At 60.6% G+C, this 25,957-nt stretch carries 28 protein-coding genes; 18 read left to right on the top strand and 10 right to left on the bottom strand.

The window, feature by feature from the left end; all coding sequences use genetic code 11:
* The first annotated feature begins 70 nt into the window (after nt 1-70).
* Nucleotides 71-790 (top strand): DNA-methyltransferase, encoded by a 720-nt coding sequence (locus CUJ86_RS03370; RefSeq protein ID WP_235855562.1) that lies wholly within the window; start codon nt 71-73, stop codon nt 788-790.
* Between the two features lie 26 nt (nt 791-816).
* On the opposite strand, the gene CUJ86_RS03375 is transcribed toward CUJ86_RS03370, so the two are convergent.
* The 3 genes from CUJ86_RS03375 to CUJ86_RS03385 all read right to left on the bottom strand — a co-directional run bounded on the left by CUJ86_RS03375 (nt 817) and on the right by CUJ86_RS03385 (nt 3,298).
* A complete protein-coding gene (locus CUJ86_RS03375) occupies nt 817-1,095 on the bottom strand; it encodes a peptidylprolyl isomerase (RefSeq protein ID WP_130646131.1) in 279 nt (92 codons plus the stop codon).
* Nucleotides 1,096-1,614: 519 nt separating this feature from the next.
* Nucleotides 1,615-2,268 (bottom strand): DUF47 domain-containing protein, encoded by a 654-nt coding sequence (locus CUJ86_RS03380; RefSeq protein WP_130646132.1) that lies wholly within the window; start codon nt 2,266-2,268, stop codon nt 1,615-1,617.
* 4 nt (nt 2,269-2,272) lie between these two features.
* Nucleotides 2,273-3,298, bottom strand: a complete 1,026-nt coding sequence (locus CUJ86_RS03385) for an inorganic phosphate transporter (RefSeq protein ID WP_130646133.1) — start codon at nt 3,296-3,298, stop codon at nt 2,273-2,275.
* A 183-nt stretch (nt 3,299-3,481) separates the two neighbouring features.
* Here CUJ86_RS03385 and CUJ86_RS03390 point away from each other — a divergent pair, with 183 nt between their 5' ends.
* Entirely contained in the window at nt 3,482-4,534 is a 1,053-nt protein-coding gene (locus CUJ86_RS03390; RefSeq protein WP_130646134.1) for an RMD1 family protein, read from the top strand.
* 43 nt (nt 4,535-4,577) lie between these two features.
* Nucleotides 4,578-4,793 carry a thiamine S protein gene (locus tag CUJ86_RS03395; RefSeq protein ID WP_130646135.1) on the top strand — a complete coding sequence of 72 codons (216 nt, stop codon included), beginning with the start codon at nt 4,578-4,580 and terminating at the stop codon, nt 4,791-4,793.
* Between the two features lie 39 nt (nt 4,794-4,832).
* Here the strand turns inward: CUJ86_RS03395 and thsA are convergent, their stop codons facing one another.
* Nucleotides 4,833-6,428, bottom strand: coding sequence for a thermosome subunit alpha (gene thsA / locus CUJ86_RS03400; RefSeq protein ID WP_130646136.1), 1,596 nt, complete (start codon nt 6,426-6,428; stop codon nt 4,833-4,835).
* Nucleotides 6,429-6,580: 152 nt separating this feature from the next.
* Here thsA and CUJ86_RS03405 point away from each other — a divergent pair, with 152 nt between their 5' ends.
* Together CUJ86_RS03405 and CUJ86_RS03410 are read left to right on the top strand one after the other, a co-directional pair.
* Nucleotides 6,581-7,147, top strand: a complete 567-nt coding sequence (locus CUJ86_RS03405) for a hypothetical protein (protein WP_130646137.1) — start codon at nt 6,581-6,583, stop codon at nt 7,145-7,147.
* A complete protein-coding gene (locus tag CUJ86_RS03410) occupies nt 7,144-7,776 on the top strand; it encodes an NAD(P)-binding protein (RefSeq protein ID WP_130646138.1) in 633 nt (210 codons plus the stop codon). Before CUJ86_RS03405 ends, CUJ86_RS03410 begins: the two co-directional genes overlap by 4 nt.
* Before the next feature lie 3 nt (nt 7,777-7,779).
* Here CUJ86_RS03410 and CUJ86_RS03415 read toward each other — a convergent pair whose 3' ends face one another.
* The 4 genes from CUJ86_RS03415 to CUJ86_RS03430 form a co-directional block, all read right to left on the bottom strand.
* Nucleotides 7,780-8,400 carry an orotate phosphoribosyltransferase-like protein gene (locus CUJ86_RS03415; protein WP_130646139.1) on the bottom strand — a complete coding sequence of 207 codons (621 nt, stop codon included), beginning with the start codon at nt 8,398-8,400 and terminating at the stop codon, nt 7,780-7,782.
* Nucleotides 8,401-8,612: 212 nt separating this feature from the next.
* A complete protein-coding gene (locus CUJ86_RS03420) occupies nt 8,613-9,068 on the bottom strand; it encodes an NOB1 family endonuclease (protein ID WP_130646140.1) in 456 nt (151 codons plus the stop codon).
* Nucleotides 9,065-10,078 (bottom strand): RNA 3'-terminal phosphate cyclase, encoded by a 1,014-nt coding sequence (rtcA, locus tag CUJ86_RS03425; protein WP_235855563.1) that lies wholly within the window; start codon nt 10,076-10,078, stop codon nt 9,065-9,067. The genes CUJ86_RS03420 and rtcA overlap by 4 nt, the downstream gene beginning before the upstream one ends.
* Nucleotides 10,021-10,875 carry a ribose-phosphate diphosphokinase gene (locus CUJ86_RS03430; RefSeq protein WP_130646142.1) on the bottom strand — a complete coding sequence of 285 codons (855 nt, stop codon included), beginning with the start codon at nt 10,873-10,875 and terminating at the stop codon, nt 10,021-10,023. Before CUJ86_RS03430 ends, rtcA begins: the two co-directional genes overlap by 58 nt.
* 86 nt (nt 10,876-10,961) lie before the next feature.
* On the opposite strand from CUJ86_RS03430, the gene lonB reads away from it, so the two are divergent.
* Genes lonB through CUJ86_RS03450 form a run of 4 tightly spaced genes read left to right on the top strand, consistent with a single transcriptional unit; the run spans nt 10,962 to nt 15,754 of the window.
* Complete coding sequence (lonB, locus tag CUJ86_RS03435) at nt 10,962-12,893, top strand: ATP-dependent protease LonB (RefSeq protein ID WP_130646143.1); 1,932 nt, start codon at nt 10,962-10,964, stop codon at nt 12,891-12,893.
* Nucleotides 12,894-12,896: 3 nt separating this feature from the next.
* A complete protein-coding gene (locus tag CUJ86_RS03440; protein ID WP_130646144.1) occupies nt 12,897-14,222 on the top strand; it encodes a TldD/PmbA family protein in 1,326 nt (441 codons plus the stop codon).
* Nucleotides 14,209-15,489: a TldD/PmbA family protein gene (locus tag CUJ86_RS03445; RefSeq protein ID WP_235855564.1), complete on the top strand. Its 1,281-nt coding sequence runs from the start codon at nt 14,209-14,211 to the stop codon at nt 15,487-15,489. Before CUJ86_RS03440 ends, CUJ86_RS03445 begins: the two co-directional genes overlap by 14 nt.
* Before the next feature lies 1 nt (nt 15,490).
* The gene (locus CUJ86_RS03450; protein ID WP_130646146.1) at nt 15,491-15,754 is read left to right on the top strand and encodes a pro-sigmaK processing inhibitor BofA family protein; all 264 of its coding nucleotides are present in this window, start codon (nt 15,491-15,493) and stop codon (nt 15,752-15,754) included.
* Nucleotides 15,755-15,762: 8 nt separating this feature from the next.
* Here CUJ86_RS03450 and CUJ86_RS03455 read toward each other — a convergent pair whose 3' ends face one another.
* Both CUJ86_RS03455 and CUJ86_RS03460 read right to left on the bottom strand, forming a co-directional pair.
* A complete protein-coding gene (locus CUJ86_RS03455) occupies nt 15,763-16,470 on the bottom strand; it encodes a KaiC domain-containing protein (RefSeq protein WP_130646147.1) in 708 nt (235 codons plus the stop codon).
* Nucleotides 16,467-17,285 carry an RAD55 family ATPase gene (locus CUJ86_RS03460; RefSeq protein ID WP_130646148.1) on the bottom strand — a complete coding sequence of 273 codons (819 nt, stop codon included), beginning with the start codon at nt 17,283-17,285 and terminating at the stop codon, nt 16,467-16,469. Before CUJ86_RS03460 ends, CUJ86_RS03455 begins: the two co-directional genes overlap by 4 nt.
* 203 nt (nt 17,286-17,488) lie before the next feature.
* Between CUJ86_RS03460 and CUJ86_RS03465 the strand changes: the two genes are divergently transcribed.
* Genes CUJ86_RS03465 through CUJ86_RS03500 form a run of 9 tightly spaced genes read left to right on the top strand, consistent with a single transcriptional unit; the run spans nt 17,489 to nt 25,954 of the window.
* The gene (locus CUJ86_RS03465) at nt 17,489-19,066 is read left to right on the top strand and encodes a type II/IV secretion system ATPase subunit (RefSeq protein WP_130646149.1); all 1,578 of its coding nucleotides are present in this window, start codon (nt 17,489-17,491) and stop codon (nt 19,064-19,066) included.
* On the top strand, nt 19,063-21,006 hold the full coding sequence (locus tag CUJ86_RS03470; RefSeq protein WP_130646150.1) for a type II secretion system F family protein: 1,944 nt from the start codon (nt 19,063-19,065) through the stop codon (nt 21,004-21,006). Before CUJ86_RS03465 ends, CUJ86_RS03470 begins: the two co-directional genes overlap by 4 nt.
* Nucleotides 21,007-21,049: 43 nt before the next feature.
* Complete coding sequence (locus CUJ86_RS11780) at nt 21,050-21,211, top strand: hypothetical protein (protein ID WP_165394754.1); 162 nt, start codon at nt 21,050-21,052, stop codon at nt 21,209-21,211.
* Complete coding sequence (locus CUJ86_RS03475; protein ID WP_130646151.1) at nt 21,208-21,684, top strand: alpha/beta hydrolase; 477 nt, start codon at nt 21,208-21,210, stop codon at nt 21,682-21,684. The genes CUJ86_RS11780 and CUJ86_RS03475 overlap by 4 nt, the downstream gene beginning before the upstream one ends.
* Nucleotides 21,685-21,740: 56 nt before the next feature.
* Nucleotides 21,741-22,070 (top strand): ATP synthase archaeal subunit H, encoded by a 330-nt coding sequence (gene ahaH / locus CUJ86_RS03480; RefSeq protein ID WP_130646152.1) that lies wholly within the window; start codon nt 21,741-21,743, stop codon nt 22,068-22,070.
* Entirely contained in the window at nt 22,057-24,033 is a 1,977-nt protein-coding gene (locus CUJ86_RS03485; protein WP_130646153.1) for a V-type ATP synthase subunit I, read from the top strand. Before ahaH ends, CUJ86_RS03485 begins: the two co-directional genes overlap by 14 nt.
* A 26-nt stretch (nt 24,034-24,059) precedes the next feature.
* Nucleotides 24,060-24,293 (top strand): ATPase, encoded by a 234-nt coding sequence (locus CUJ86_RS03490; RefSeq protein ID WP_048104217.1) that lies wholly within the window; start codon nt 24,060-24,062, stop codon nt 24,291-24,293.
* Between the two features lie 14 nt (nt 24,294-24,307).
* Nucleotides 24,308-24,886 carry a V-type ATP synthase subunit E family protein gene (locus tag CUJ86_RS03495; RefSeq protein ID WP_130646154.1) on the top strand — a complete coding sequence of 193 codons (579 nt, stop codon included), beginning with the start codon at nt 24,308-24,310 and terminating at the stop codon, nt 24,884-24,886.
* A 12-nt stretch (nt 24,887-24,898) separates the two neighbouring features.
* The gene (locus tag CUJ86_RS03500) at nt 24,899-25,954 is read left to right on the top strand and encodes a V-type ATP synthase subunit C (RefSeq protein WP_130646155.1); all 1,056 of its coding nucleotides are present in this window, start codon (nt 24,899-24,901) and stop codon (nt 25,952-25,954) included.
* The last annotated feature ends 3 nt before the right edge of the window (nt 25,955-25,957 follow it).

Consider the following 25,957-nt stretch of genomic DNA (forward strand, 5'->3'; position numbering starts at 1 on the left):
GCTGGAGAGAGCAGGGGGGGAAGAAGGGGAGAATGAACTTCCCCCTGCCCTTCGGGATCAGATCCTCTGCATGGACAGCAGGCGGATGGAATCCCTCCCCGACCGGAGCGTGCACCTGATGGTCACATCGCCGCCCTACAATGTTGGCAAGTCTTATGACGACGACCTCGACCTGGGGGAGTACCGCGATCTCCTGCGCACCGTGCTTGCCGAAACCTGGCGGGTGCTCGTGCCAGGCGGACGGGTCTGCATCAATGTGGCTAATGTGGGCCGAAAACCCTACATCCCGTACCACAGTCATATCATCGGGCTGATGGAGGAGATCGGATTCCTGATGCGCGGGGAGATCATCTGGAACAAGGCCTCGGGCGCCGGCGTATCGACTGCATGGGGGAGCTGGTGCTCCGCCTCGAACCCCACCCTTCGGGACGTCCATGAATATATCCTGGTCTTCTCCAGGGGCACCTATAAACGGCCGAAACAGGGGCGTGAGGACACCATCAAGAGGGACGAATTCCTGGAATGGACGAAGAGTGTCTGGACATTCCCCACCGAATCGGCACGAAAGGTGGGTCATCCGGCCCCCTTCCCGGTCGAACTCCCGTACCGCTGCATCCAGCTCTACACCTACCGGGGCGATGTCGTCCTGGACCCCTTCGCCGGTTCCGGGACCACCGGCGTCGCCGCCCTCAGGGCCGGACGTCACTTTGTCTGCATCGATTCCGATGAGGGATACGCGGAGCGGGCGCGGGCGCGTATTGCGGCGGAGCGGGGCGTTCAGGAGGGTTGATCCCTTTCCCCGACCTGAAAAAAAGATTATTTTTTGCCGTTGATCCGGATCACGTGCCAGCCGAACTGGGTCTTCACCGGACCGACGACATCACCCTCTTTCCCGGCAAAGCAGGCCTTCTCGAAGGGTGCGACCATCTGACCGCGTCCGAACCACCCGAGGCTGCCGCCGTCCTTCCCTGACGGACACTTCGAGTGTTTACGGGCGAGCGCCTCGAAGTTCTCACCAGAGCGGACCCGCTCGATGATCTCCTGCGCTTCGGTCTGGGAACCCACCAGGATATGGGATGCATTGCACTGTGCCATACAGGAGGGTGGGCGCCCGGACGATATCAATGGACGCATCCGGTGTGGCCCGCACCGTTCGATTGGGTTCTCCCCTCCCGGTCAGGGGCGGATCGCTCTTCCTGCAAAACACTGGATGGGGGGTTCCACCCCCCGTTCCCCCCGGTCACTACGATAGGGGCCGGGATATGATTCAGGGGTGCTCTCAGTTGAAGGGGAGGGTTGAGCTGAATTGCTCCGCCCTATCCCCTCACCTGCACGATTTTCTCGGTCCCGCCCCTATCTCATTGATGGGGTGGGTCCGGGAGGGGTCTCCCCTCCCGGTCAGGGGCGGATCGCTCTTCCTGCAAAACACCGGATGGGGGGTTTCACCCCCCGCTCCCCCGGTCACTACGATAGGGGCCGGGATATGATTCAGGGGTGCTCTCAGTTGAAGGGGAGGGTTGAGCTAAATTGCTCCGCCCTGTCGCCTCACCTGCACGGTTTTCGTCCATCCCTGCCCTGTTTCATTGCTGGGAGCAGTGAGAGAAAGACGGTCCCCTATGCGATCCCCACCACCGTGCGGTGGAGGATGTCCACCGTATTGCGCAGCGCCCTCCCGCCGTCACGGAGATGGTGATAGATCTCTCGTTTTCGCAGTGCGGCCATTGCATCGTCGCTGTGCAGGAGGTCGGCCATCGCCATGATATACACCTGCTCGAGGGTGTGCAATGCAACCCGTGCCTCCCTGATCTGCTCCTCGAGTTCAGCGTTGTTGTGGTTCATCACCCTCACCCCTCTGACGACGCACCCCGTGCCCCGGAGAAGGGCGGCGGCCATCTCCCTGATCGGGGTGTCAGGTTCGACACCGAAGGCATATGCCTCACTCGCCGTCTCCTTTGCATAGTTCAGGATGTAGTCCATCTGCCGCGAGAGGCTGTAGATGTCCTGCCGGTCGAAGGGTGTTGAGAAGGAGGTGATCAGTTTGTCCTCCATCTCGTGGCGGAGACGGTCCACATCGTCCTCGATCTCCTCGAGAATGGTCGGGTCCTGTAGGGGTTCTGTTTCCAGCCAGTTCGCCAGCGTCTGCACCCCTTCAAGCGTTCGTTCCGCCTGATCCGCGAGCATTCGCTCGAAATCATGTTCACGCGGGAAGATCGATGCAAAGATCCCCTGCCGCTTTTTTCTCTCCTCTGTTCCCTCTCTCCTGTCCATCGGATCACATCCCTGTAAACGGCGAAATGCCGAGATATACCGCCGCACCGATTGCCATCGTCACCGGTATCGTCACCACCATGGCGGCGATGATCTCCCGTCCCACCGGCCAGTGCACCTTCTTCGGGTTCTCCGCCGCCCCCACCCCGATCACCGATGTGGTGATGACATGGGTCGAGGAGACCGGTGCTCCGGCGAGGGTGGAGAGGGCGATGGAGGCCCCTGAAAAGACCTGTGAGTCAAAGGAGTGGATGGGTTCGATCTCAAAAATTCTCCTGCCGAGGGTCTTCATGATCCGCCACCCGCCGCCCAGGGTGCCGGCGGCAAGCAGCACTGCACACCCCAGCCGCGCCCAGAGTGGTACATCCAGGGTGGCCGACTGACCGGCGGCGAAGAGCACGAGTGCGATGATGCCAAGCTGCTTCTGCGAGTCGTTTGCACCGTTGGAAAAGGCCATGATCGAGGCGGCGGCCCAGTTCAGGCGCACAATCGTCCTGTTGGCAGAACGATCGGCGTTCCGGAGGAGCAGGGACGTCGTGCGGTGCATCAGGTAGCTCCCGGCAAACCCGATCCCCACCGATGCCACGAAGAAGAAGAGGATCTTGACAACCCCTGCCATCTCATGCATCTCCGTGAGTTCGGTAACCCCCCAGAAGACGCTGTCTATCCCTGCAGCGGCGATGGCGGCGCCGATCAGTCCGCCGATCAGGGCGTGCGTCGACGACGAGGGGAGGCCGTAGCGCCAGGTCAGCAGGTTCCAGGCGGTGGCGCCGGTGATCGCCGCCAGCAGCACGAAAACCGTCTGGACGCCCGAATCGATGGTGATCAGGCCGGAGAGGGTGAAGGCGACGGCGCTCCCCCCCATGACGGCGCCGAGAAATGCCATCGAGGCCACCATGATGATCCCCTGCTTCGGTGTCGCTGAACGGGAGGCGATGAGGGTTGCGGCCACCGAACTCGCATCCTGAAAGCCGTTGGTAAAGGTGAACGCAAATGCCAGCAGCACGGTGACGGCAGCAATACCGATCATGATTGGCCTTTTCCCTCCTGTATCGGGGCGTAATCAGGCTTTATTCTCTTCGTGCATTTAAATGAGTATCCCGTTTTAGAATCGTTCTGCGGTGGGGGTGGCAGGGAGATCGTACTTATCTCCTAAAACGCCCTTCTTCGTTTTGAGAACACCAATTCCCCGGAGAGGGGGAGGAGCACAATCATGTTCGCCATCAGGTTCTATCGCATCTACGATGTCGGCAGAGAAATTTCTCTTGATCTTCTTGAGAGGCGCCTTGCCGCCACCTATCCCACGTCTCGCCCCCGGTTTCTCCGGGTCAAACCGAAGTCGATCATGATGGAGGACCCGCCGATCCAGGTCAGGATGGACCCGTTCTCGATTCACAAGGACGGACGTTCCTATGACTTCTCGGTGACGGTCAGGGTGTTTGATGTGGGTGCGATCAGTCTCTGTTTCGGCCTGGAAATCGAATCCGAACTGCAAGAAGTTGCCCTTCTTTTTTCCGAGCAGGAAGGGCTTGATCCGCATTTTGAGGAGTATGTCAGCAGGACAAAAGAGATCTTCAGGCCGCATCTTCCTGATATCGAGATCGATTCCGGATTTTTTGAGGATTATACCATCTATGTCTCAGACCGCATGGACGAACCAATCGATCCCGCTCCCCTGCTCATCGGTGACCGCACCCCCCTTTCATCGAAGATGCACGAGGAGATCACCCGAAACACCCTCAGCTATGCCGTCGATGACCGGGTGATCATCTCCTGGGGGAGCGCCCTCGTCGCAAGCCCTGAACCGCAGACCGATATCCTGGACCTGATCGAGTATGCGATCGTTCAGATCTTCGAACTCCGGTATTATGACCGGGAGCTGGTCCGGAGGGTGGAGAAGATGTACGACGACATCGATCAGGCCGATCGCCTGCCCCGATTTCTCAGGATGCGCCGCTACCACGTGATCATGACCGAGATCATGGAGACGTATGCCGGACTCTCGGAGGTGATCGAGGAGGTGAACAACCTGATCAAGGTGACCGAGGACGTCTATTACGCAAAGGTGTATGCCACCGCCCTCCGGGAGCTCCGGAGCCGCGAGTGGAGCGAGAGCGTGACCCGGCGGATCAATGTGCTCAGGGACAACTACTCGATGCTCTCTGACGAGGTGCGGATCCAGCACTCCTATTTTCTGGAATGGATCATCATCATCCTGATCGCCCTCGAGTTCGCCTTTGCCATCTGGCAGTTCCTGCGGGCGTAGGGAAGCGGTTATGCGGATGGGGGGCGGAGTGTATCTGAGGAATATGGGACCATCATTTGAATGCACGCTCCGTTTTCCGCGGGAGGGGATCGTGCTCACCTATCACGGGCGGGACGGCGACACCTGGGAGACCGCCCTCCTCTCGCTCGGCATGAACCCGGACACGATGATCGTCTTTGTCGGGGGAAACCCCGTGGCGCAGGACGATCCGATCCGCACCGATGAGGCCGAGGTCATCTCGACCTGCTCTCGCGGCTGAGGGTTTGAAAAAATAGCTGGTGGGTGAGTAAAGTCCGGTTCAGGCGACCGGACCTGCTCCACCTTCTCTCTTGACGGTGACGAACATATCGTCGACGCGGATGAGCATGCTTGCCATCTCGGCGGCCGACATGATCGCCTGCTTCTTCACCCGGGCGGGTTCAAAGACGCGCTCGGCCTTCATGTCGATGATCTCGCCGGTGTAGACGTTCAGCCCGGCGAACTTCTCGCCGTTTGCATGGGCCTGCTTGAGGGCGACGATCTTGTCGATCGGGTCGAAGCCGGAGTTCTCTGCCAGCGTCTTGGGGATCTCCTCGAAGACGTTTGAGAAGGCCTCGAGGGCGATCTGCGTCCGTCCGCCGACGGTCGATGCATAGTCACGCACCTTGAGGAGGATCTCGGTCTCGACTGATCCGCCGCCGACCACAAAGGTGCCGTCCTCGAGGGCGTCCTGCACCACCCGGCGTGCATCCTCGACAGCGCGCTCCAGTTCGTCGATGAGGTGCTGCGTGGAGCCGCGGAGGAGGATGGTGACCGCCTTCGGGTTCGGGCACTCGGCGATCTTGACGAGCTCTGTGTCCTCGATCTGTTCCACGTAACCGGCGGTGCCGATCATCTCGGGGGAGAGTTCCTGGACCTTGTTCACGATCACGCTGCCGACGGCCTTGGCCGTGAACTTCAGGTCATTCTCCTTGACGTCCTCGACGGCGAAAATGCCGAACTTGGCCAGGTAATACTGGACGGCGTCGGCGATGCCCTTCTGGCAGAGCACCACGTTGGCGCCGGCGTCGCGGATCGTCTCGGCAAGTTTCTTCAGGCTCTCGCGCTCCTGTTCGCCGAAGGCGGTGAGCTGCTCGCTCTCCGAGATCTTGATCTTCGACTTCACCTGGGTCTTGGTGATCTCGAGGGGCTGGGCGATGAGTGCGATCCTGGCGTTCTCCACCCGGCGGGGCATGCCGTCGGCGACGCGCTTTTTGTTGATCACGACACCCTTGACGAGTTCGGCGTCGTCCATCGTCTCGCCGACCTCCTTGGTGACCATCACATCGTCCTCGTTGATGATGAGCTGACCCTTCTTCTCCTCGGCGATGCCGCTGACCGCATCGACGATGATCCCGGCGACCTTCTCCTTTACGGACTCGATCGACTTGCCGGTCATCGAGGTGGAGGCGATCTGGACCAGGATGTCACGGTCCGCGGGGGTGACGGTGATGGTGAGGTCCGTGAGGATCTCCAGGGCCTTCTCCATGCCCATCCGGTATCCCTCGGCGATGATGGTCGGGTGGATCTCCTTTGTGAGCATCGTTCCGGCCTGCTCCATCATGGCACCGCCCAGGATGCAGGCGGTGGTGGTGCCGTCGCCGACCTCGTCGTCCTGGGTCTCGGCGACCTCGACCATCATCTTGGCGCCGGGGTGCTGGACCGAGAGTTCCCGCAGGATGGTCGCTCCGTCGTTGGTTATCGTGACGTCGCCGCTGCCAGTGACGAGCATCTTGTCCATGCCGCGGGGCCCGAGGGTTGTCCGGACAGCGGAGGCGATCGCCTTCGCTGCAAGAATATTGGACTGCTGGGCCTCATGCCCCTTTGTACGCTCCACATTATCCCGTAAAACTACGACTGGCTGTCCACCAAGCATGTAAATAATCCTCCGATATCTCATTAATATGGATTAGAACTTCTATATATGCGATTCGGTGGCGCCCGCTCCATCGCCGTCGCCCCGGTGTTCTGGGGGTTCTGATGCTCAATTCGGAAGGGCTTTTTGCGCCGGGTGCTCACAGGAGATCGATGAGGCGTGTTCTTGGTTTCACCGCCCTTGAATGGGGGATCCTGATCCTGATCGCCGGACTGCTCTTCACGCTGGCCGGGCATATCCTGGGGGGCGGGGGCGGTGAACCCTCGGGGATGGTCTATTCGGCAATGGAGGAGACCGGCGCCCTGATCGAGATCGATGGTACGGTGGAGGGGTATCCGGCCCCTGACGACCCGACCGCCCTGGGGTCGGTCTCGTTCACAATCCGTCTCTTACTCGGGGATATGGGAGGGGTGGATCTGGACCGGACAGGGTTCGTGTTCTCTGACCGCGAGGGGGCGGTGGATCTGCCGCGGGGCACGGAGGGCGACGCTCCCCCGTACTGGGCGATCACCGGCCGCCTGGACCGTCCGCCGTTCCAGAGCGCTGACGAGGACGATGCCCTCGAATCTGGCGAGGCGTTTGAGATCCTGGCGGTCTTCCCCCGTCCAGTCGCCCCCGGGGAGACCTTTGAGATCACCGTTACCCCGCCCGGTGGACACCCGGAGACAGTGAAGAGGGTCGTGCCGTCCGTGGTGAGCGGGGTGACGGTGCTCGAATGACCCCTCCCCTCTCTCTTGTCATCGGGGGCGGCGCCTATGGGGTGAGATGCGCCCGGTATGCGCGGGAAAACGGTCACCGCTGTCTGGTCATCGATCCTGACCCCGACTGCCCGGCTGGAAGGATCGGCGGCGGGGTGGAGGTGATCGAAGGGGGGATCGGTGAGGCCCTGGAGGTGATCCTCTCCGGAGGTCCGCTCCATATCTTCCCGACCGCACCCATCCATGTGTGTGCGGCACTGGCCATGGAATGGGGTGGGATGGCGGTGGAGGCCGATGGTGTGGATCGCCTGCAGGCAGGGATCCCGCCTGACCTTGTCGTCTCCTTCGGGGAGGGAAGCGCGGTTGTTTCGTACAACAGGGAGGGGCGGTGCCTCCCCTCCTGTGCGGTCCCGCCCGTCTGCCCGGTGAGCGGACGCCGTCACGAACCCCTCTTCCAGGTGCTCAGGGAGTCGGTCCCCGGCGCTGTGGTCCTGGAGAGCGTCCAGTGTGCCCCCGGCATCGGCGCACTCAGGGGCCGGGACGTTATCGACCTGCTGGCCCGGTCCGGCAGAGAGGAGCAGATGGTCGTTGGCACGGCCTGCCGCTGCCATGGTGTGGTGACGGCGATCGGACAGAAAAAAGGGAAGTGAGGATCAGTCGATCCTGGATATATTATAGAGTGAGAAGACCGGCACACCCTCGACCGATCGGATGCCGCGTTTGTCGAAGAGCACCCAGATTGCGACGGGCCGCGCCCCGTGCGAGCGCAGGTAATCGACGACCTCGTGGAGCGTCTTGCCGGTGGTGATCACGTCGTCCACGATGACGCACTGGCGCCCGGTGACCGGTGCAAAACTCCCGGATATCGAGCCTACCTTGTTCTTGGCCGGGTTGTGTTTTGCCGGGTGGTAGATTGCAAGGCGTGAGTCCGTCCCCTGGGCGATCATGGTCGCCATCGGCACCCCGGAGAAGGATATCCCGACGACGGTTTCGAACCCTGCCTCTTCGGGGTTCAGGAGACCCTGCCCGTCCGTGACGGCGATCTCGTAGCGCCGGATCATCATCGATGCGGTCAGATCGAGCATCCCGGCATCGCTGCTCACGGCCGTCCAGTCGATATGCACATCCTTGGGCGCCTCGGCCCCTCCATGCTGGGTGAGGAGCCAGGTCACCGTCTCCATGGAGAGGGAGAGTTCGTCTGATATCTGCTCCGGACTGTGACCGTCAGAGAGGAGCATCCGCGCCTTGCCGATGAGGTCGTCGAGGGACGTCATAGAGAGTGGTCTGCCCGACGCTGTATATAAGGGTTTGGCGATTGCGGGTGCCTCTGTTTCTCGTTCGATTGCTGTTGAAAGACTACTGCCGGGATCATACGCCGGTACCATGAAAACGGATCGTGAGGGACGATGCCCTTGACCGGGAGGGGAGCACCCCTCCCGGACCCCCTCCACTGAGATCATTCGCGATTGGAACAACGCCCATTATTCTAACGCCTCGTCCGCCGGACCGCCGCCCCGCAGACCGGGCACTCGCCGTCGTGATCGAGATAGCGGCCGCATCCGGTGCAGCGGAATTTCCAGCGCACCTTTCTGGCCCGCCTCTGCTGGATCGGTTCGATCCTGATCCCAAGGCGGAGGGCGGCGTTCTGGAGGGCGAAGTCGTCGGTGTAGATGACCGCCCCGATCTCGTGTGCCAGGGCGATCACCGAGAGGTCGGTCTCTGAGAGCACCCCGATATCCCCGCTCTCGTCGGCCGCCACCCTGGCCTCCGAGAGGGCCTCGGGGGAGGGTTCGCTCACGATCAGCCCTGTGGCGAGGAGGGCCTCGAAACGGCACTTTGCACGCAGGTCGACGAGTTCGGACACGACCTCAGGGGTCGTAAAAAGGTCGCCCTTCAGGGGGCGCTCCACAAAAAAGGCCGTTGCGTCCAGCACCGCCTTCATGCCGAGAACACCGCCGGCGTGCCCTTCTCGATCCGGACGGAAAGCCCGAACCGTTCCAGGAGGTGGCAGGCCGTCAGGGCGTGGCTTGAGGCGGCCGGTGCAGAGTAGCGCCCGCCCGAGAGGGCGAGGTAGACCAGGAGCTGATCGGCGAGGTGGATGTCGGTCTCTCCCGGAGTGTTCAGGGCGGCCCGCAGTTCTTCTGCCGCCATACGGCCGACCTGCTCGGCGGGAAGCCCCCTTCGCCCGAGGGCACACGCCCCCTTCGCCCGGTTCCAGACCGTCACCGATGTGCCGGTGCTCCTCCCCTCCCGCCGCTCGATCGTCGCCTCATAGCCGGGCAGGCATGCCGCCGCCGCCCGGGCCTGCCGTTCGGCCACATGTTCGGGCAGGTTCTGCGAGCAGGAGAGGATGCCGCGAGTGTCGGGCAGACCGGAGAGGTCCAGGGGTGCGATCGTCGACGCCTCCGCCGTCACCTGCACCTCGCCCCCTCCCTGAGGGTAGTAGCCGCGGCCCCGCACCTCGATATCGATGGCGGCGCCATGACCTGTGAGCACCGGCAGCAGCACATGGATGATGTAGTCGATCGTCGGGCTCCGCTGCACCTCGGTCCCGCCGGTGAGGGTGATCCTGCCCCCCTGCACCAGTGCCACCGGCAGCCATGCCTGCAGCACGAGCGGGATGCTCCCGGCCGTCCCGATATCCAGCACGATCTCCGTCCGCCCGATCTCGCCGGGCCGGAAGGTGAGGGTGCCGCTGCCGGTGGAGCATCCCATCATCTCCGCACCGCAGGCAAGGGCCACCGCCCGCACCGCCGTGCAGTGCTGGGCCGCAAGCCCGGGACGGTCCCGCCCGGCACGGATCCGCTCGATCTCTATGGGTGTACCGGTCAGGGCAGCGATGGCAACGGCCGTCCTGACCACCTGGCCGCCTCCTTCCCCGTAAGAGCCGTCGATTACGAGCATTTCCTGAGTGCGGCGGCGATCGTCCGTGCCGCCGAGATCGATGAGCACGCCCGCTCGATCGTGTCCGAGCAGACGAGGCTCTTCACGCCCGCCGCCCTGAGGCGGACATAGGCGCCGCCGGTGAAGACACCGTGGACGCAGGCGGCATGGACTGCCGCCGCCCCCTGTTCATAGAGCATTCCCGTCGCCGTGGCAAGTGTCCCGCCGGTGGAGATGATGTCGTCGACGATCACCACCTCCCGTCCCCTCACCTCAAAACTCTTGGGCTCCATCCTGACCTCCTCACCGGAGAGCCGCGTCTTTTTCAGGTAATCGGCATGCCATCCCCCGACAGCGGCGATCTCTCCGGCAAACTCCGCTGCTCCGGCGTCCGGGGCGAGGATCAGGGGATCGGACAGCCCCTGCTCCCCGATATAGGTGCCGACCTCTGCCGCAAGCGAAAGATCGTGTGCCGGGGCGTCGAAATAGCGGGCGATCTCCGGTTCGTGGATGTTCACGGTGATGATGTCTGAAACGCCTCTGGACAGTGCCCTGGCCGCCACGCGGGCACTCAGGGGTTCGCCCTCCCTGAACTTCTTGTCCTGCCGGGCATAGCCGAGATAGGGGATGACCAGGGTGTTCGTGGTCGTTTCGCAGGCATCGATGAGGAGCATCAGCTGGATCAGGGCATTGTTGTCGGTGACGCTTCCGACGATGATCGTCTCGTCGTCGAGCGATCCGGTCACCTGCAGGTAGAGTTCTCCGTCAGGGAATTGTGAAAAGCGGGTGTCGGCCACCGGCACCCCGAGTTCGTCGGCGATCCGAACGCCGAGTATCTGGGATTTTTCCGTGCATACGACCTTCATTTTCGTTGTTTCCTCCAGCTGAAACTACTTAAACTATCATGAAAATAGTATTTAAGTATCATTGCCCAAACGAGGTTGCACCGATAATGGCAGAAACTGTATCCAACATCCTTGAGAAAAAATCCGAGGAAGATGTCCTCCAGGGATACGAGATCTCGAGTTCGTCCGAGATCACCGTCCCCCCCAAACTGATCGATCAGGTGATCGGTCAGGAAAACGCCGTGGAGGTGATCAGGAAGGCCGCCACCCAGCGCCGGCACGTGATGATGATCGGCAACCCGGGCACCGGGAAGTCGATGCTGGCAAAGGCGATGGCCGAGCTTCTCCCGAAAGAGGAACTCAAGGACATCCTCGTCTATCCCAATCTCGAGGACTCGAACAATCCGATAATCAGGACGGTGGCCGCAGGCAGGGGCAAGCAGATTGTGGCCGCTCACAAGGCCGAGGCGGCCAAGCGCAAACAGATGAGAAACACGCTGATGCTGCTGCTCGTCTTCGGCATCATCGGCTACGCCCTCATCACCGGGCAGTGGCTGATGGGCATCATCGCCGCCGCCTTCATCTTCATGGCCCTGCAGTACGCCCGGCCGCGGGAGGAGGCGATGATCCCGAAGTTGCTCGTCTCCAATGAACCCGACGCCGTCGCACCCTTCATCGACGGCACGGGTTCGCATGCCGGGGCGCTCCTCGGCGATGTCAGGCACGACCCCTTCCAGTCCGGCGGACTGGAGACCCCCGCCCACGACCGCGTGGAGGCGGGTGCGATCCACCGTTCAAACGGCGGTGTGCTCTTCATCGACGAGATCAACACCCTCACCCCCCACTCGCAGCAGAACCTGCTGACCGCCCTGCAGGAGGGCGAGTTCCCGATCACCGGGCAGTCCGAGCGCTCGAGCGGTGCCATGGTCCGGACCGAGGACGTCCCCTGCCGCTTTATCATGGTGGCGGCCGGGAACATGGATGCGATGCAGGGGATGCACCCGGCCCTGCGGTCGCGTATCCGGGGATACGGGTATGAGGTCTACATGCAGGACACCATGCCGGACACGCCGGAGAACCGCAAGAAGTTTGTGCGGTTCATCGCCCAGGAGATCAAGAACGACGGGAAGATCCCGCACTTCGACCGGACGGCGATAGAAGAGGTGATCCGTGAAGGGCAGCGCCGCTCCAACCGCAAGGGCCACCTCACCCTGAAGCTCCGTGACATGGGCGGGCTGATCCGTGTGGCCGGCGACATCGCCCGGCAGGAGGGCGCCGAGATGACCACGGCCGAGCACGTCCTGAAGGCGAAGACCTCGGCACGTTCGATCGAGCAGCAGATCTCTGACGAATATATCGGGCGGATACGCGACTACGACCTCTCCGTCGTGACCGGAACACAGGTCGGTCGGGTGAACGGGCTTGCGGTGATGGGTTCGGACTCCGGTTCGATCCTTCCGATCGTCGCCGAGGTCACCCCTTCACAGGCGGCGAATGGTTCGGTGATCGCCACCGGTCTCCTGAAGGAGATCGCCAAGGAATCGATCCAGAACGTCTCGGCGATCCTGAAGAAGTTCACCGGCAAGGACATCAGGAACATGGACGTCCACGTCCAGTTCATCGGCACCTACAGCGGGGTGGAGGGGGACTCGGCCTCCATCTCGGTGGCGACCGCCGTCATCTCGGCGATCGAGGGGATCCCGGTAAAGCAGGACGTGGCCATGACCGGTTCGCTCTCGGTCCGCGGCGATGTGCTGCCCATCGGGGGTGTCACCTACAAGATCGAGGCGGCCGCAAAGGCCGGGATCAAGACGGTGATCATCCCGAAGGCGAACGCCGGTGACGTGCTGATCGAGGACCGCTACCAGTCGATGGTGGAGATCGTCCCGGTCGGACACATAGAGGAGGTGCTCGAGGTGGCGCTGGTGCCGCAGAACCGCGAGGTCTTCCTGGACAAACTGAAGAAACTTGCCGCTGAACCGGTGAAGGCGCTCGATCCGTCATCGGGCATCGGCGGCGGCACCCATATGGCGGCGTAGAGCATGGACACCGTGCGCTACTATGATATACGTCATGTCCGAGGCTCGGCGACCCATGTCGATATCGACAACGGTGTCGTCGAGTCGGCGGGCACCTCGTTTTATGACCACGCGGTCGTCCGCGTGCTTGGCCCGAAGGGGTGGGGCATTCTCACGATGGAGAACCTCGACCCTGCCGCACTCCCAGAACCGCTGGTGCGTGAGGCCCTCTCCCTTGCCCTGATCACCGACGACCCGGTGGACCTTGCCGATGCGCCGCGGGGCATCCTGCCGCTGCCCGGTGTCGGTGAAGATCCCCTGGACGTCTCTCTCGAGGAGAAGACGGCCCTGCTTGCGGGAATCGAGGAGGCGGCCCATCTGCCGGAGATTGTGAACACCCGCGCCCGGTATGCGGAATCGATCGAAGAGGTGCGGTTCTGCGACTCGTCGGGGATCGAGTATACCTATGCGATCCCGCGATGCGGCTTCTCGGTGCTCGCCGTTGCCGCACGGAACGGCGAGATGCAGATGGGGCGGGAGAGCCATTACACCATCCGGGGGCTCAACCTCCGCCACCGCCAGGACCTCGGGGAGCGGGCGGCACAGACCGCCATCGCCCTGCTCGACGCCCGTGCAGCGAAAGGGGGGCGGATGCGGGCGGTCCTCGACCCCGAACTCGCCGGCGTGTTCGCCCATGAGGCGGTCGGGCATGCGAGCGAGGGGGACCTGATCCGGGAGGGGAACTCGGTGCTCGCCGGTCGGACCGGCGAGGCGATCGGCAGTCAGGTGCTGACGATTGTCGACGATCCCTCCCTCCCCGAGTTCGGGTTCGAACCGGTGGACGCCGAGGGCGTCGCCGTCAGCCGGACCGAACTGATCCGTGCCGGACGGGTCAATGCCTTCATGCACACCCGTCAGACGCTTGCGGCCGTCGGGAACGGCGCCGCCGGGCATGCACGGGCGTCCGCCGGAGATCAGCCCCTGGTGCGGATGTCCAACACCTACATCGAGGAGGGTGACTCCTCGTACGATGAGATACTGGCCGAATGCCGGAGCGGCATCCTGCTGAAGGGCTCCAGGGGAGGACAGGTCGATCCCGGCCGCGGGGTCTTCCAGTTCAATGCCGAATACGGATATATCATTGAGGATGGAGAGATCGGACAGATGGTGCGGGATGTATCGCTCTCCGGCGATATCCTGAGCACCCTCCATGCGATCACCCTGGTCGGCGACGACCGGAGAATGCATGAGGGATACTGCGGTAAGGGGGGACAGAGCGTCCCGGTGAGCGACGGTTCGCCCCATATCTTCCTCGAAGATGCGATGGTGGGTGGCAATGGATCTGATTGAGGAGATCCTCCGTGCGGGGGAGAAACAGGCCGACGAGGTGGAGGTCTATATCTCGGAGGCCGAGTCGGTCTCTGCAGACCTGAAACGCACCCATGTTGAAACGGCGAGCGGATCGAAGGGCTTTGGTATCGGCATCAGGGTGATCGCCGGAGGGCGGATCGGCGTCTCCAGCACCGGCAGCCCCCGGGACTGGCGGGCCTGCCTGGATGCGGCGTGCGCCAGCGCCCGTCTTGCCCACCCCCAGGAATGGGGGGGTCTGCCCTCTCCCGCCGCCCTCCCGCCGGTTCCACCCATCCGGGATCCCCGCGTCGCCCTTGATCCCGCCTGGGCCAGAAATGTGCTCGAAGAGATGCTCGAGGGGGCAGGGGAGCATGACGCCGCCGTTACCGGTGGTTCGGCCTCGGCCTCACAGAGCCGCATCCGCATCGCCAATACCTCGGGTGTGCTCTATGAACAGGAACGCACGAGCGTCGGGTGTTCGATCGAGTGCATCAACGAACGCTCCACCGGGTATGAGTTCGATGCCTCCCCCTATCTCGAGATCGACCCCAGGCGCACCGGCGAACGTGCCGCCTTCTTCGCCGAACACGGGGCGGTCGGAGAGGAGATCGAGAGCGGCAACTATGACCTCGTGCTCTCCCCTGTCGCCCTCACCCAGCTCCTGAGTCACGTCCTCGAGCCCGCACTCTCGGGCAGGAACGTCCATGCCGGACGCTCGTGGCTTGCAGGAAAACTCGGCGAGGAGTGCATCGGCGAGAACCTCTCGATCATGGACGATCCTTCCAGAAAAGCGCCGGGAAGCACCCGCTTCGACGCCGAAGGCGTCCCGGCCCGCCGGATCACCTTCTTCGACGGCGGCGTGCTGGAGGCATATGCCTACGACCTGCGGACGGCATACCGCTACGGTCAGGAGAGCAGCGGTTCGGCGGTGCGGGGCGGTCCGGGCGGCGCACCCTCGATCGGGATCCACACCCTCGTCATCGACGGGCGGCGCGACACGGTGGACGACGACCCCGCCGTCTATGTCCACGACCTCATCGGGGCGCATACGGCGAACCCGATCACCGGTGATTTCTCGGTGGAACTCTCCAACGCCTCCTGGGTCGCCGACGGCGAGTTCGAGACGCCGGTCCGGAGCGCGATGTTCGCCGGCAATGTCTTCGATCTCCTCTCCAGCGTGGCGGCGATCGACCGGGATGAGCGGATCGTCGGAACCGCCGTGCTGCCCCGCGTAAGATTAAATAGCCAGCATATCATTGGTAAATAGGATGATAGAGACCATAATTACCATTGCAATCGTGATTGCCGCGATCGGGGTCCTCTATTATTTCCTCAAACAGGCCACGACCCTGATTATCAATGCCGTCGTCGGACTGGTCCTGCTCTTCCTCATCAACCATTTCGGTGTGATGAGCGCCATAGGCGGGACCGATCTCCCGATCTCGCTCTCGACGGTGATTATCTGCGCCCTTGGCGGTGTCATCGGGGTTGTGCTGCTGGTGCTGCTGGACCTCGCCGGCATCGTCCTCTGATACTTTTTTTAAAAGACGTTCGCCTCCGAATAGACCTGCACCCGGTCCTTGAGGATCTCGTAGGGCTTGATCTCCCGGGAATGATTCGATCCTCGCATTTTCACCACTTCTGCCGCCGGATGGACCTCGGAAAGGTCGGAAGGGCGGATATAGCGGAGGAGGATGACGGTATCGACCATATACTCGACCAGCGAATATTTGCTTGCATAGGGGTTGTTCTGGAGGGTTTCAGAGGTGAGAAGGAGGGTGCATGACTCGTCTCGCATCATCTCAACGAACCTGTAGAGTTCCTGCCGGCGTTTTGCATCGTCGGTGAAGATCCCCTCAAAGAGGGAGATCGGATCGATCACCACCCGCGTTGCACCGACATTCCGGATCAGTCTGGGGAGTTCGTCCCTGATCTGGTTGATGGCGACGGTAAAGTCGGTGGGGTCGAGTTTGACCACATAGAGGGAGGTGCCCAGATACCCGTCGAGATCCCATCCCTTCCGCCTGATATCGTCGTGGATCATCTCCGCCCGTTCGTCGAGGGAGATGAAGATCGCCTTCTCTCCCCGGGCAAGTCCCTCATAGACAAACTGGAGGGCAAACGTCGTCTTGCCGGTGCCGTATGTGCCCACAATGGCGCATATGCTCCGGTGCAGCAGACCGCCGCCCAGCATGGCGTCGAGTCCTTCGATCCCGAACTGCACCCGTTCATCCAGATCACCTGTCATATGACCACCCTGATATTGGAGACCTCAAATCCGCCTCCGGACGTGATCTTCACGGCAAACTTCACGAGATCGCGCTCTTCAAGGTTGGGCATCACTCCCCTGAACTTCTGGAAGTACATCGTCCGCTGACGGCGCATCCCCTGTGTTTCCTCCCACCGGAAGAGCACCACGGCATCGGTAATGTCCTGGATCTCGAGTTCACGGTTCGGAGGGAGGACACCGCGGGTGAGGGGGAGGTAGACCACCGAGCCCCAGACCTTGGAGACGCGCTGGATGCCGCGGAGCAGGGCGGTGAGTTCCCGCCATTCCTCCGGTGTGTTGGCCTGAGCTGCCAGATCGGTGAGAGAATCGACATATATGATGCTTGCCGGCGTCGTTCTGGAGAGGAGGGCAGCGAACTCTCCCAGGAGGTCCTCCCTGCGGGCGCTGTTCTGCATCCTGGACAGAATGTCGGTGGTCGAATACCATTCCACCGGGACCACGCTTGCATCGAAGTAGAGTTCGGAGAGGTCCTCGAACCGCACGCCGGTCTCCATGGCGGTGTAGAGATCGGCGCTCACCGATTTTGCCGCCTCATCCAGGATGTCGTCCCGGATCCTGGTGATGGTGATATAGAGGATCTCACCTTCCTGCTCTGTTTCGCTCTCTCTCTTCTTTTTTGCCGCGAATATTGCTGAACTCCGGACGAAATCGGTGTTTCCGGCCCCGATATCGCCGAGTAGAAGAATCACCGATCCCGGGGGGACGCCGCCGTCCAGCACCGGGTCAAGGGAGGCGATGCCGGTCGGTATTCTTCTGTCTGGTGTGTCCTCCATGCTGTAACCTGATAGATCGTTACCCTTCTATAAAAGGGTAGCAGATCGGGGTTGTGCCTGTATGGGGATAAACCGGAGAATGGACGATATTTCTGGGTAAGGGCGGCAGATGGCGTGGATCATGCCTGCTCCTCTTCCACTGCACAGGAACATAATCATTAAAGACCATACCAGATCCATCCTTGATCAGGAGATCTCCCCCCATGAACCTGCCTTTTCCCGGGAAGAAAACAGAGCAACACAGGGTTTTCGAGGAGTATAATCCCGAAACCGAGCCCTCTCTCGTCGATGCCGAGATTCCTGATGATTTTGATCTGATCGATGAGTACTGGGTGGAACAGGGGCGTTCACTGGTGCGTATTCTCCGTGACCGGCGGACCGGTCAGAACGAATATCACCTGATCGAACCCGCCCTCTCGGCCTTTGAGTACGAACTCCTGGAACGGATGTACGAGGACCTCAGGGATACCCTGATCCTCTCAGATGACGAGATGAAGCAGCAGAGGCGATCGGTCCTGCTCGACCGGATGGACGCACAGATCCGGGAATACGGCATCGTGCTCGATACCATGGCCCGCCGAAAGGTCGAATACTACATCCTCCGCAACTTCCTCGGCTGGTCCCGTCTGCATGGGCTGATGAAAGACACCAATATCGAGGATATCTCCTGTGATGGGAGTGATATCCCCATTTTTCTGTATCACCGGTATCACAAAAATATCCGGACGAACATCCGCTTTTCAGAGGAGGAGCTGAACTCCCTCGGCATCTCCCTCGCCCAGCGCTCGGGAAAACATGTCTCGATCGGGACGCCGGTCGTGGATGCCACTCTCCCGGACGGTTCGCGCCTGCAGCTGACCTTCGGCAAGGAGGTCTCGACACGCGGCACCTCTTTTACCATCCGGAAGTTCCGCGCCGAACCCTTCACGCCTGTGGAGCTGCTGGACCTGGGCACCTTTTCTTCAGAGGAACTCGCCTATTTCTGGATGGCGATCGAGAACAACAAGAGCCTCCTCTTCATCGGGGGGACGGCAAGCGGAAAGACCACCTCGCTCAATGCCGTCTCGCTCTTCATCCCGCCCCTGGCCAAGGTCGTCTCCATCGAGGACACCAGAGAGATTACCCTCTTCCATGAGAACTGGGTGGCCTCGGTGACCCGTGATACGGTTGCCGGCGAGACGAGCACCTCGATATCGATGTTCGACCTCCTGAAGGCGGCGATGCGTCAGCGGCCCGAGTTCATCCTTGTGGGTGAGGTGAGGGGAGAGGAGGCCCAGACCCTGTTCCAGGCAATGAATACGGGCCATACCACCTTTTCGACGATGCACGCCGGCAGTGTCGATGCCGCTATTCACCGTCTTGAGAACGAACCCCTGAATGTGCCGAGAAACATGGTGCAGGCCCTCGATATCGTCAGCATTCAGGCCCTCACCTACCGCGGCACCGAACGGGTCCGCCGCTGCCAGGAGATTGTCGAGATCGTCGGGGTCGACCCCGGCACCGGCAACCTTCAGGTCAACACCGTCTTCAGCTATGACCCGGTCAGCGACGAGATGCGATATTCGGGACGCTCCCTCGTCTATGGACGGATCATGGAGTTGCGGGGATGGACGGCGGCACAGCTTGCCGACGAGATCCAGGAACGGATACGGATCCTTGAGGCGATGAAGGCGCAGGGGATCACCGATTACCGGGATGTATCGCGGATCTTCCATGCCTATGCAATCAACCGCGACTCCGTGATGGACGCCCTTGAGAGTCTCTCAGGACTGTTTCTATGATCGAGCGCGGGAAGAAAGGGGCATACAGGCGTTTTGTGGAGTGGATCGTCGGCCGCGATCCCATCCAGTACAGCAACCTCCGTCAGGACCTCATCTCGGCGCGCCTTGGCATGACGGCCGAGGCCTATGTGGCCAGGGCCGTTCTGATATCGGTTTTATTTGCCCTTTTCTTCGGCGTCCTGGGGTACCTCATCTCGGGATTGATCCGGATCGAACCCGGCAGCATCCATATCGTCAACCTGCTCCCGGTGACGATTCCCGTTCCCGAAGGGGGCACTCCCCTCTGGTACGCCGTCCGCCTTCTCTCCTTTATGATTCCGGCGCTGCTCGCCGGTCTCATCTCCTACGCCCTGACCCTGAAGTATCCGGCGATCGAGAAGGGCAACCGGGCGACGAAGATCAACCTCTCCATCCACAATGCCGTCTCCTACATCTATGCGATGCGACGGGGTGGGGCGGAGGTCATCGAGATCTTCCGGTCACTCTCAGACAATGCCGGGATATATGGGGAATCGGCCCTTGAATTCCGGCAGGTGGTGCGGGACGCCGATTATTTCGGCTACGATGTGATCTCTGCCATCAAACACCTTTCCGAGACCACGCCCTCGGCAAAGCTGAAGGAGTTCCTTGAAGACCTGCTTTCGATCATCGAGAGCGGTGGGAACATGTCCGAGTTTCTGGCAAACCGCGTCAGACTCTTCCAGGACGAGGCGAGGTTTGAACAGAAACAGTTCATCAGCACGCTGGAGTTTGTCGGTGAGGCCTATGTGACGGTTTTTGTCGCCGGACCGCTCTTTCTGGTCATCGTGATGGTGGTGATGGGCCTCCTGGGCACCGGGGCGGTATTCCAGCTCTCGGTGCTCGCCTATGCCCTGATCCCGATCGGATCGATGATCATGATCCTGTTCATCGACCTCATCTCGATCAAGGAGGAGGGTGCCGAGCGCTATACCCGCACAAAGGTGCTCGAGACCTTCCAGGAGGTGCCGCTCCTCCGGCGGGAGGGTGAGGACGCCCTCTTCAAGCAGCTCGCCCACTATGACCGGATCCGGGGGACGCGGGCCTTTATCAGGAACCCCCTCCGGGCATTCATCATCGACGCACGCCGCACCTTCTTCATCACGGTGCCGGTGGCCCTGCTCTACCTGCTGATGGTCTCCCTGAACGTGCCCTATTACACATCGGTGGAGACGACGATCGCCACCGTGGACGACCATGTGATCATCGCCGCCCTCATCATCCTCATCCCATACGCCGTCTTTTTTGAGGTCTGGCGGCGGAAGGTCCGCAACATGGAGGAGGTGATCCCGGAGTTTCTCTCCAGGATGGCCGGAATCAACCAGGTCGGCCTCACCATCGCCCAGGCGATCGGTATCCTGGTCAAGACGAACCTGGGTGTGCTCTCCTATGAGATCAAGCGCGTCAGCCGGGACATCAGCTGGGGTGCCAATGTGCAGGACGCCCTGATCCGGTTTGAGCACCGCGTGCGCACGCCGACCGTCTCCCGTTCGGTCACCCTGATCACCACCGCCACCCGGATGAGCGGCAACATCTCCGAGATCCTGACGATCGCCGCAAAAGATGCCGATATGTCACAAATACTGCGGCAGGAACGGAATTCGGCGATGGCGCTCTATCTGGTGGTGATATACCTCGCCTACTTCGTGTTCATCTTTGTCGTCGTCGTCATCACCTCTCAGTTCCTGCCGGTGCTCCAGGAGGTGGGGACGACCTCGGGGGATATTTCGGGGTCGTTCGGTGATATCGGGGCGACTTCGCTGCTTAGCTTCACCCGTCTCCTCTATCACACCTGCGTGATCCAGGGCCTGCTTTCAGGATTTGTTGCCGGGAAGATGGGCGAGGGGTCGGTCCGGGCCGGTGCGAAACACGCGGCCATCCTGCTGATCGTGGCGCTTGTGGCATTCAACACCCTGATCTGAGGGGTGCATAACCCTTTTATCCCATCCCCGACCATTGTCGCGTATGTGTTCCACAGGCGGCGGACCGGACGTTGAGATCGAGGAAAAGGTGAAGGAAGGCGAAGGGCGGGCCTACCGATGCAGTGAATGCGGATACCGCTTCTCCTCCATGAGCCGGCACCCGATCTGCCCGTCCTGCCAGTCCGAAGAGATCGATCAGGTATGATCGCAACGCCCGGTGAAGAGGACCTCCTTCTCATCCAGGGCTCTTCCTCTTTTCTTCTTGTCGGAATTGTGCAGGAACGCTTTGCCCTGCCCGTCAATGCCTCGGACAACGTCTATTTTGAACCGGTCAGGCCCGGCGATCTCGTCTGCGTTTCGGCGCCGGAGGGGGGTTCGGTGCGGGCGGCGGCGATGCTCCTCCTGCTCGTCCGGGATCATCATTATCCGGTGTTTGCCCTGCCAAAGGACCATCCCGGTTCGGCATGGACACCGATGGTCCTGTCCACGGCCCCGGCGCTCACCCTCTCCTGCGAGATACGGCGGGGCACCCACCCTGACCAGCACCTCATCTGTTCATCCGCAGAATTTTCGGGCGTCATGCTCCGCGGTGGCGGAGATGGCGTGATCTGTGATGGGCTTCCTGCGGAGTGCACAATCTCCTATATATGTATTGACCGGGCGCTCACCGGAGAATAACAACAAATATAAAGGTAATTTTCATCAAATATTGTAAGCCGTGAGAGGAGGGTTGGATGAAGAGTGAGGTTTTAAAGAGCATCAAGCAGGCAGAAGAGGAGTATAAATCCATGGTCAGCACCGCAACTGCCGAAAAAAAGCAGAAAATTGCGGATGCAAGGGTGGAAGCCGAACGGATCATCGAGAAGGCAACCGCCGATGCAGAGGCCTATAAACAGCAGCGACTGGCAGATGCCGCATCCGAGGCTGCGAAAAAGCGTGCCGACATCTTGAAAGAAGGCGAGCAGCGGGCGGCAACCCTGAGATCGAACAGCCTTGCAAATCTTGACAGGGCAGTCGACCTGCTCGTCAGGCGTTTCAAGGAGCAGCTGCATGTTTCAGCCTGAGCGGATGAGCCGTATCCTGATCGCAGGGTCTAAGGACCAGATGGATACGATCATTCGCGAGCTGTATCACCAGAACGCATTCCACATCGAAGATTTTGTCGAGAAGGAAGACGAGGCCTACGAAGGCTTCAGGATCGGGATGCCGCTTGCAGGTGCGAGTGAGGCGTCCTCAGAGCTGATCAAGATCCGTTCGATGGAGTCGATGTTCGGGATTTCGCCCGACACAGTCTCTCCGTCAGGAAAGAGATCGGCTCCTGAGCTGAAGGCCGATGTCGACCGGAAACTTTCCGCTCTCGTTAAAGACGTCGAGGAAATCACTGCAAAACGGTCAAAACTCGAGGCACAGGTGAAGGCACTCGAGACCCGGGCAACCGCCCTCGGTCCCTTTGCCAACGTCCCCCTTGATATGGACCTTTATCACGGCTATGAAGGAATCGCCGTTTTTGCAGGCTATGTCGAGAGCGACGTCGAAATCCCGGTCCCCCATGAGAAGCACTATATGCCGGGGGGCAAGGGCAGACAGAATTTCATTGTGGTCTTTGTACCTGCACCCGATGCAGAGGACGCCGAGCGCGCCCTGCTCGAAGCACGGTTCCAGTCGGTCCCCGTCCCTCAGGGGAACGGTCCTGTCAGGGATCTGATCTATGACGTCAACGGCCAGATTGGCCAGCTTAACGAAGAGATCGAGAGGGCCAACAGGAGCCTTGAAGAAAAGAAGAACGAATACGGCGAACTCCTGGTTGCCTACGACGAGTACTTCACGACCGTCGTGGAGCGGGCTGAGGCCCCACTCCGGTTTGCAACCACAGAGGACGCATTTGTGGCAGAAGGCTGGCTTCCGTCCGACCAGGTGGAGAAGGTCATCGGTGCCCTCACCCATGTGACGGGGGGCAAGGTCTATGTCACCGAACTGGAGATCGGAGAGGATGCAACGGACGTTCCGGTTGAATATAACAACCCGGACTTCTCGCGCCCGACCGAACTCTTTATGGACATCTACTCGCGCCCGCGCTACGATGAATTCGACCCGACGCTGCTCGTCTCGATCGTTTTCCCGATCTTTTTCGGTATGATCCTCGGCGATGTCGGTTACGGTCTCGTTCTGCTTGTGCTGTCATTTGGTTTGAGACGTTTCCTGTCTGGAGATGCCGGGAACCAGCTCCTTGACACCCTGCGGAACGCATCGCTGATGAGCATCGTCTTTGGCGTGTTATATTCCGAGTTATTCGGGATGAAACTCCCGTGGGAACCGATCTTCTACACCAGACACCTGAACATCGGCGGACATGCGGTCCACCACCCGATGGTGGCCGAACTCCTGATTGTCTCGGTCTGGATCGGTCTGTTGCACATCACGCTGGGGCGCCTGCTCCATGTGAGAAACATCAGCCGAGCAATGCACAAGAGTCACCACGCCACCAAGGAGATCTTCGCCCAGCTTGGCTGGCTCTCCACGATGTGGGGTATCGTCATCGTTATCTGGTCTATGTTCCCCATCCCCCTAATGCTGGACCTTACCGGGTTCCCGCCGGTGGCGATGGGTCTGAACGTGGCCGGTGCCGTCGGTGCCGTCCTTCTGGTGCTCGGCATCGTGCTGATAGGTCGGGAATCACCGCTTGAACTGGTCGAAATTCCGACAATTATCAGTCACGTGCTCTCGTACACCCGTCTTGTTGCCGTCGGTCTATCGTCGGTCGCCATTGCGATGGTTACGAACTTCATCGCTCTGGACCTGATCATCGCCCCACAGCTGGCGTCGCCCTCCATTGTCGGCGTCGTCATCGTCCTGATGGGCATTGTCGTTCTCGTGATCGGCCATGTGATGAACACGGCGCTTGGCATCCTGGGTGGCGGCCTGCACTCGATCAGGTTACACTATGTTGAGTTCTTCACCAAGTTCTACAATGGTGGAGGAAAGAAGTACAATCCATTTGGTATGAAAAGGAAATTTACAGAGGATTAATTATGGCAGATCCAGTAGTTGCAGAAATGACTCTTGAAATGGTTCAGGCATCGCAGTTCGGACTTAAGGCAGTTGGCGCAGGTCTGGCTGTCGGGCTTACCGGCATAGGCAGTGGTATTGCCGAGATGGGTATCGGCGCCGCCGCAGTGGGTGCGACCGCAGAGAACAAGGACATGTTCGGTCTTGCACTGCTCTTCACCGTTATTCCAGAAACAATCGTCATCTTCGGTCTTGTGGTCGCTCTGCTGGCGCTCTTCTAAGCACGGAGTGGACGATGGGACTGGAAGCTGTCGTTGGAGATATCAAGGAGAAGGGGCGAAAAGAGGTCGCCGCAATCCAGGCAGAAACCCAGGCCGGAGTGAAGCGCATCCTCGAAGAGGCGCAGGAGCAAGCAGCGGAGATCAAGCAGAAGGCCAATGAGGAAGCGGAACGGGACGTCCAGAGGATTGTCAACCAGGAAGTCTCTGCCGCCAACCTTGCGGTCAGGCGCGAGATGCTCAATGCCGAGAAGGACACACTGTCCAGAGTGCATGACGACACCCTCGCCGCAATTGCCGGTCTCCCCGCCGAAATCCATGCACAGGCTCTTCGCACCCTCCTTCCGGAGGCGGCTGCAGCCATAAAAGGCGGCGTCGTGTACTGCAACGCCCGTGATATCCCCACCGTAAAGGAGATCCTTGCAGAGAACAAGGATCTGACAGAATTCTCGATCGGTGCCCCCATCGATATCGATGGCGGCGCCGTTGTCGAGAGTGCCGACGGCAGGATGAAGATCGACCAGAGTTACCGTACGTTCCTGGAGACGGTATGGGAGTCAGGGCTCAAAGATGCGTCTGATATCCTGTTTCCCTGAGGAGGAATAGGCATGGCTGACGTAGGGGGCCCGGCCCCATACATTTACGTCTCCACGCGCATGCGTGTGCGCAAAGCAAAGTTGATCCCGCGGGAGGAATACCTGCGGATGCTCAACATGAGCCTGCCTGAGATCACCCGCATCATCGGCGAGACCGAATACAAAAAGGAGATCGACGAACTCGCCTCCTCGTTCACCGGGATCAACCTCATCGAGGTCGCCATTTCCTGGAACCTTGCAAAGGAGTATCAGGAGATCCTGAAGATCACCCCTGCTGGGCTGATGCGCTTTGTGCAGATTTATCTGCGTCACTGGGACATCCAGAACGTCCTCACCATCCTCCGCGGGAAGGTGCAGGGCATGAAGCCCGAAAAGATCAAGGAAGTGCTCATCCCGGCGGGCGAACTCGATAAAAACATTCTTGACCGTCTCTTGGTCGAGGATTCCCCTGAGCGTATCGTCGAATCGCTCAAGGACCGGTCGATCGGGGCAGTGCTTGCCGCAGGGATCAATGAGTCTCTGGAAACCGGTTCGTTCGCAAACCTTGAGAACGAGCTCTACAAGCAGCTCTATGCCAGGATGATCGCCGAAGCCAAGGAAGGGATCAAGGGAGGCTACGAATTCCTTGGTTACATCCAGATGGCGATAGACCTGAAGAACCTCATCACCCTCTTCCGCTTCCGTGCACAGAAGGCCGGCGAGGATATCAGGGACCAGCTCATTCCGGGTGGCAAGGCCTTCACGGTCGACGAACTCCAGCGGATGAGTGCACTCGAGAGTCTCGACGAGTTCATCGATGCTGCCAGGAAGAAGACGCGTGACCCCGAATTGAACGCCCTCTTTGAGGAGCTCGGTCAGAAACGCCCGGTTCATGAGGTCGAGGTGCTGGTGACAAAGTACCAGTTGAAGCAGATGGAAAGGCTTTCCAAACTCCATGTCTTCTCGGTCTTCCCGATCATCACCTACCTCGAGCTGAAGAAGTACGAGGTGGCAAACCTCCGCGCCCTTGCACGGGGCAAGGAGTACGGCCTGCCGAATGAACGCATTCAGGGATACCTGGTGATGTAGATG

Origin of the sequence: Methanofollis fontis, assembly GCF_004297185.1 — an archaeon.
GTDB lineage: Archaea > Halobacteriota > Methanomicrobia > Methanomicrobiales > Methanofollaceae > Methanofollis > Methanofollis fontis.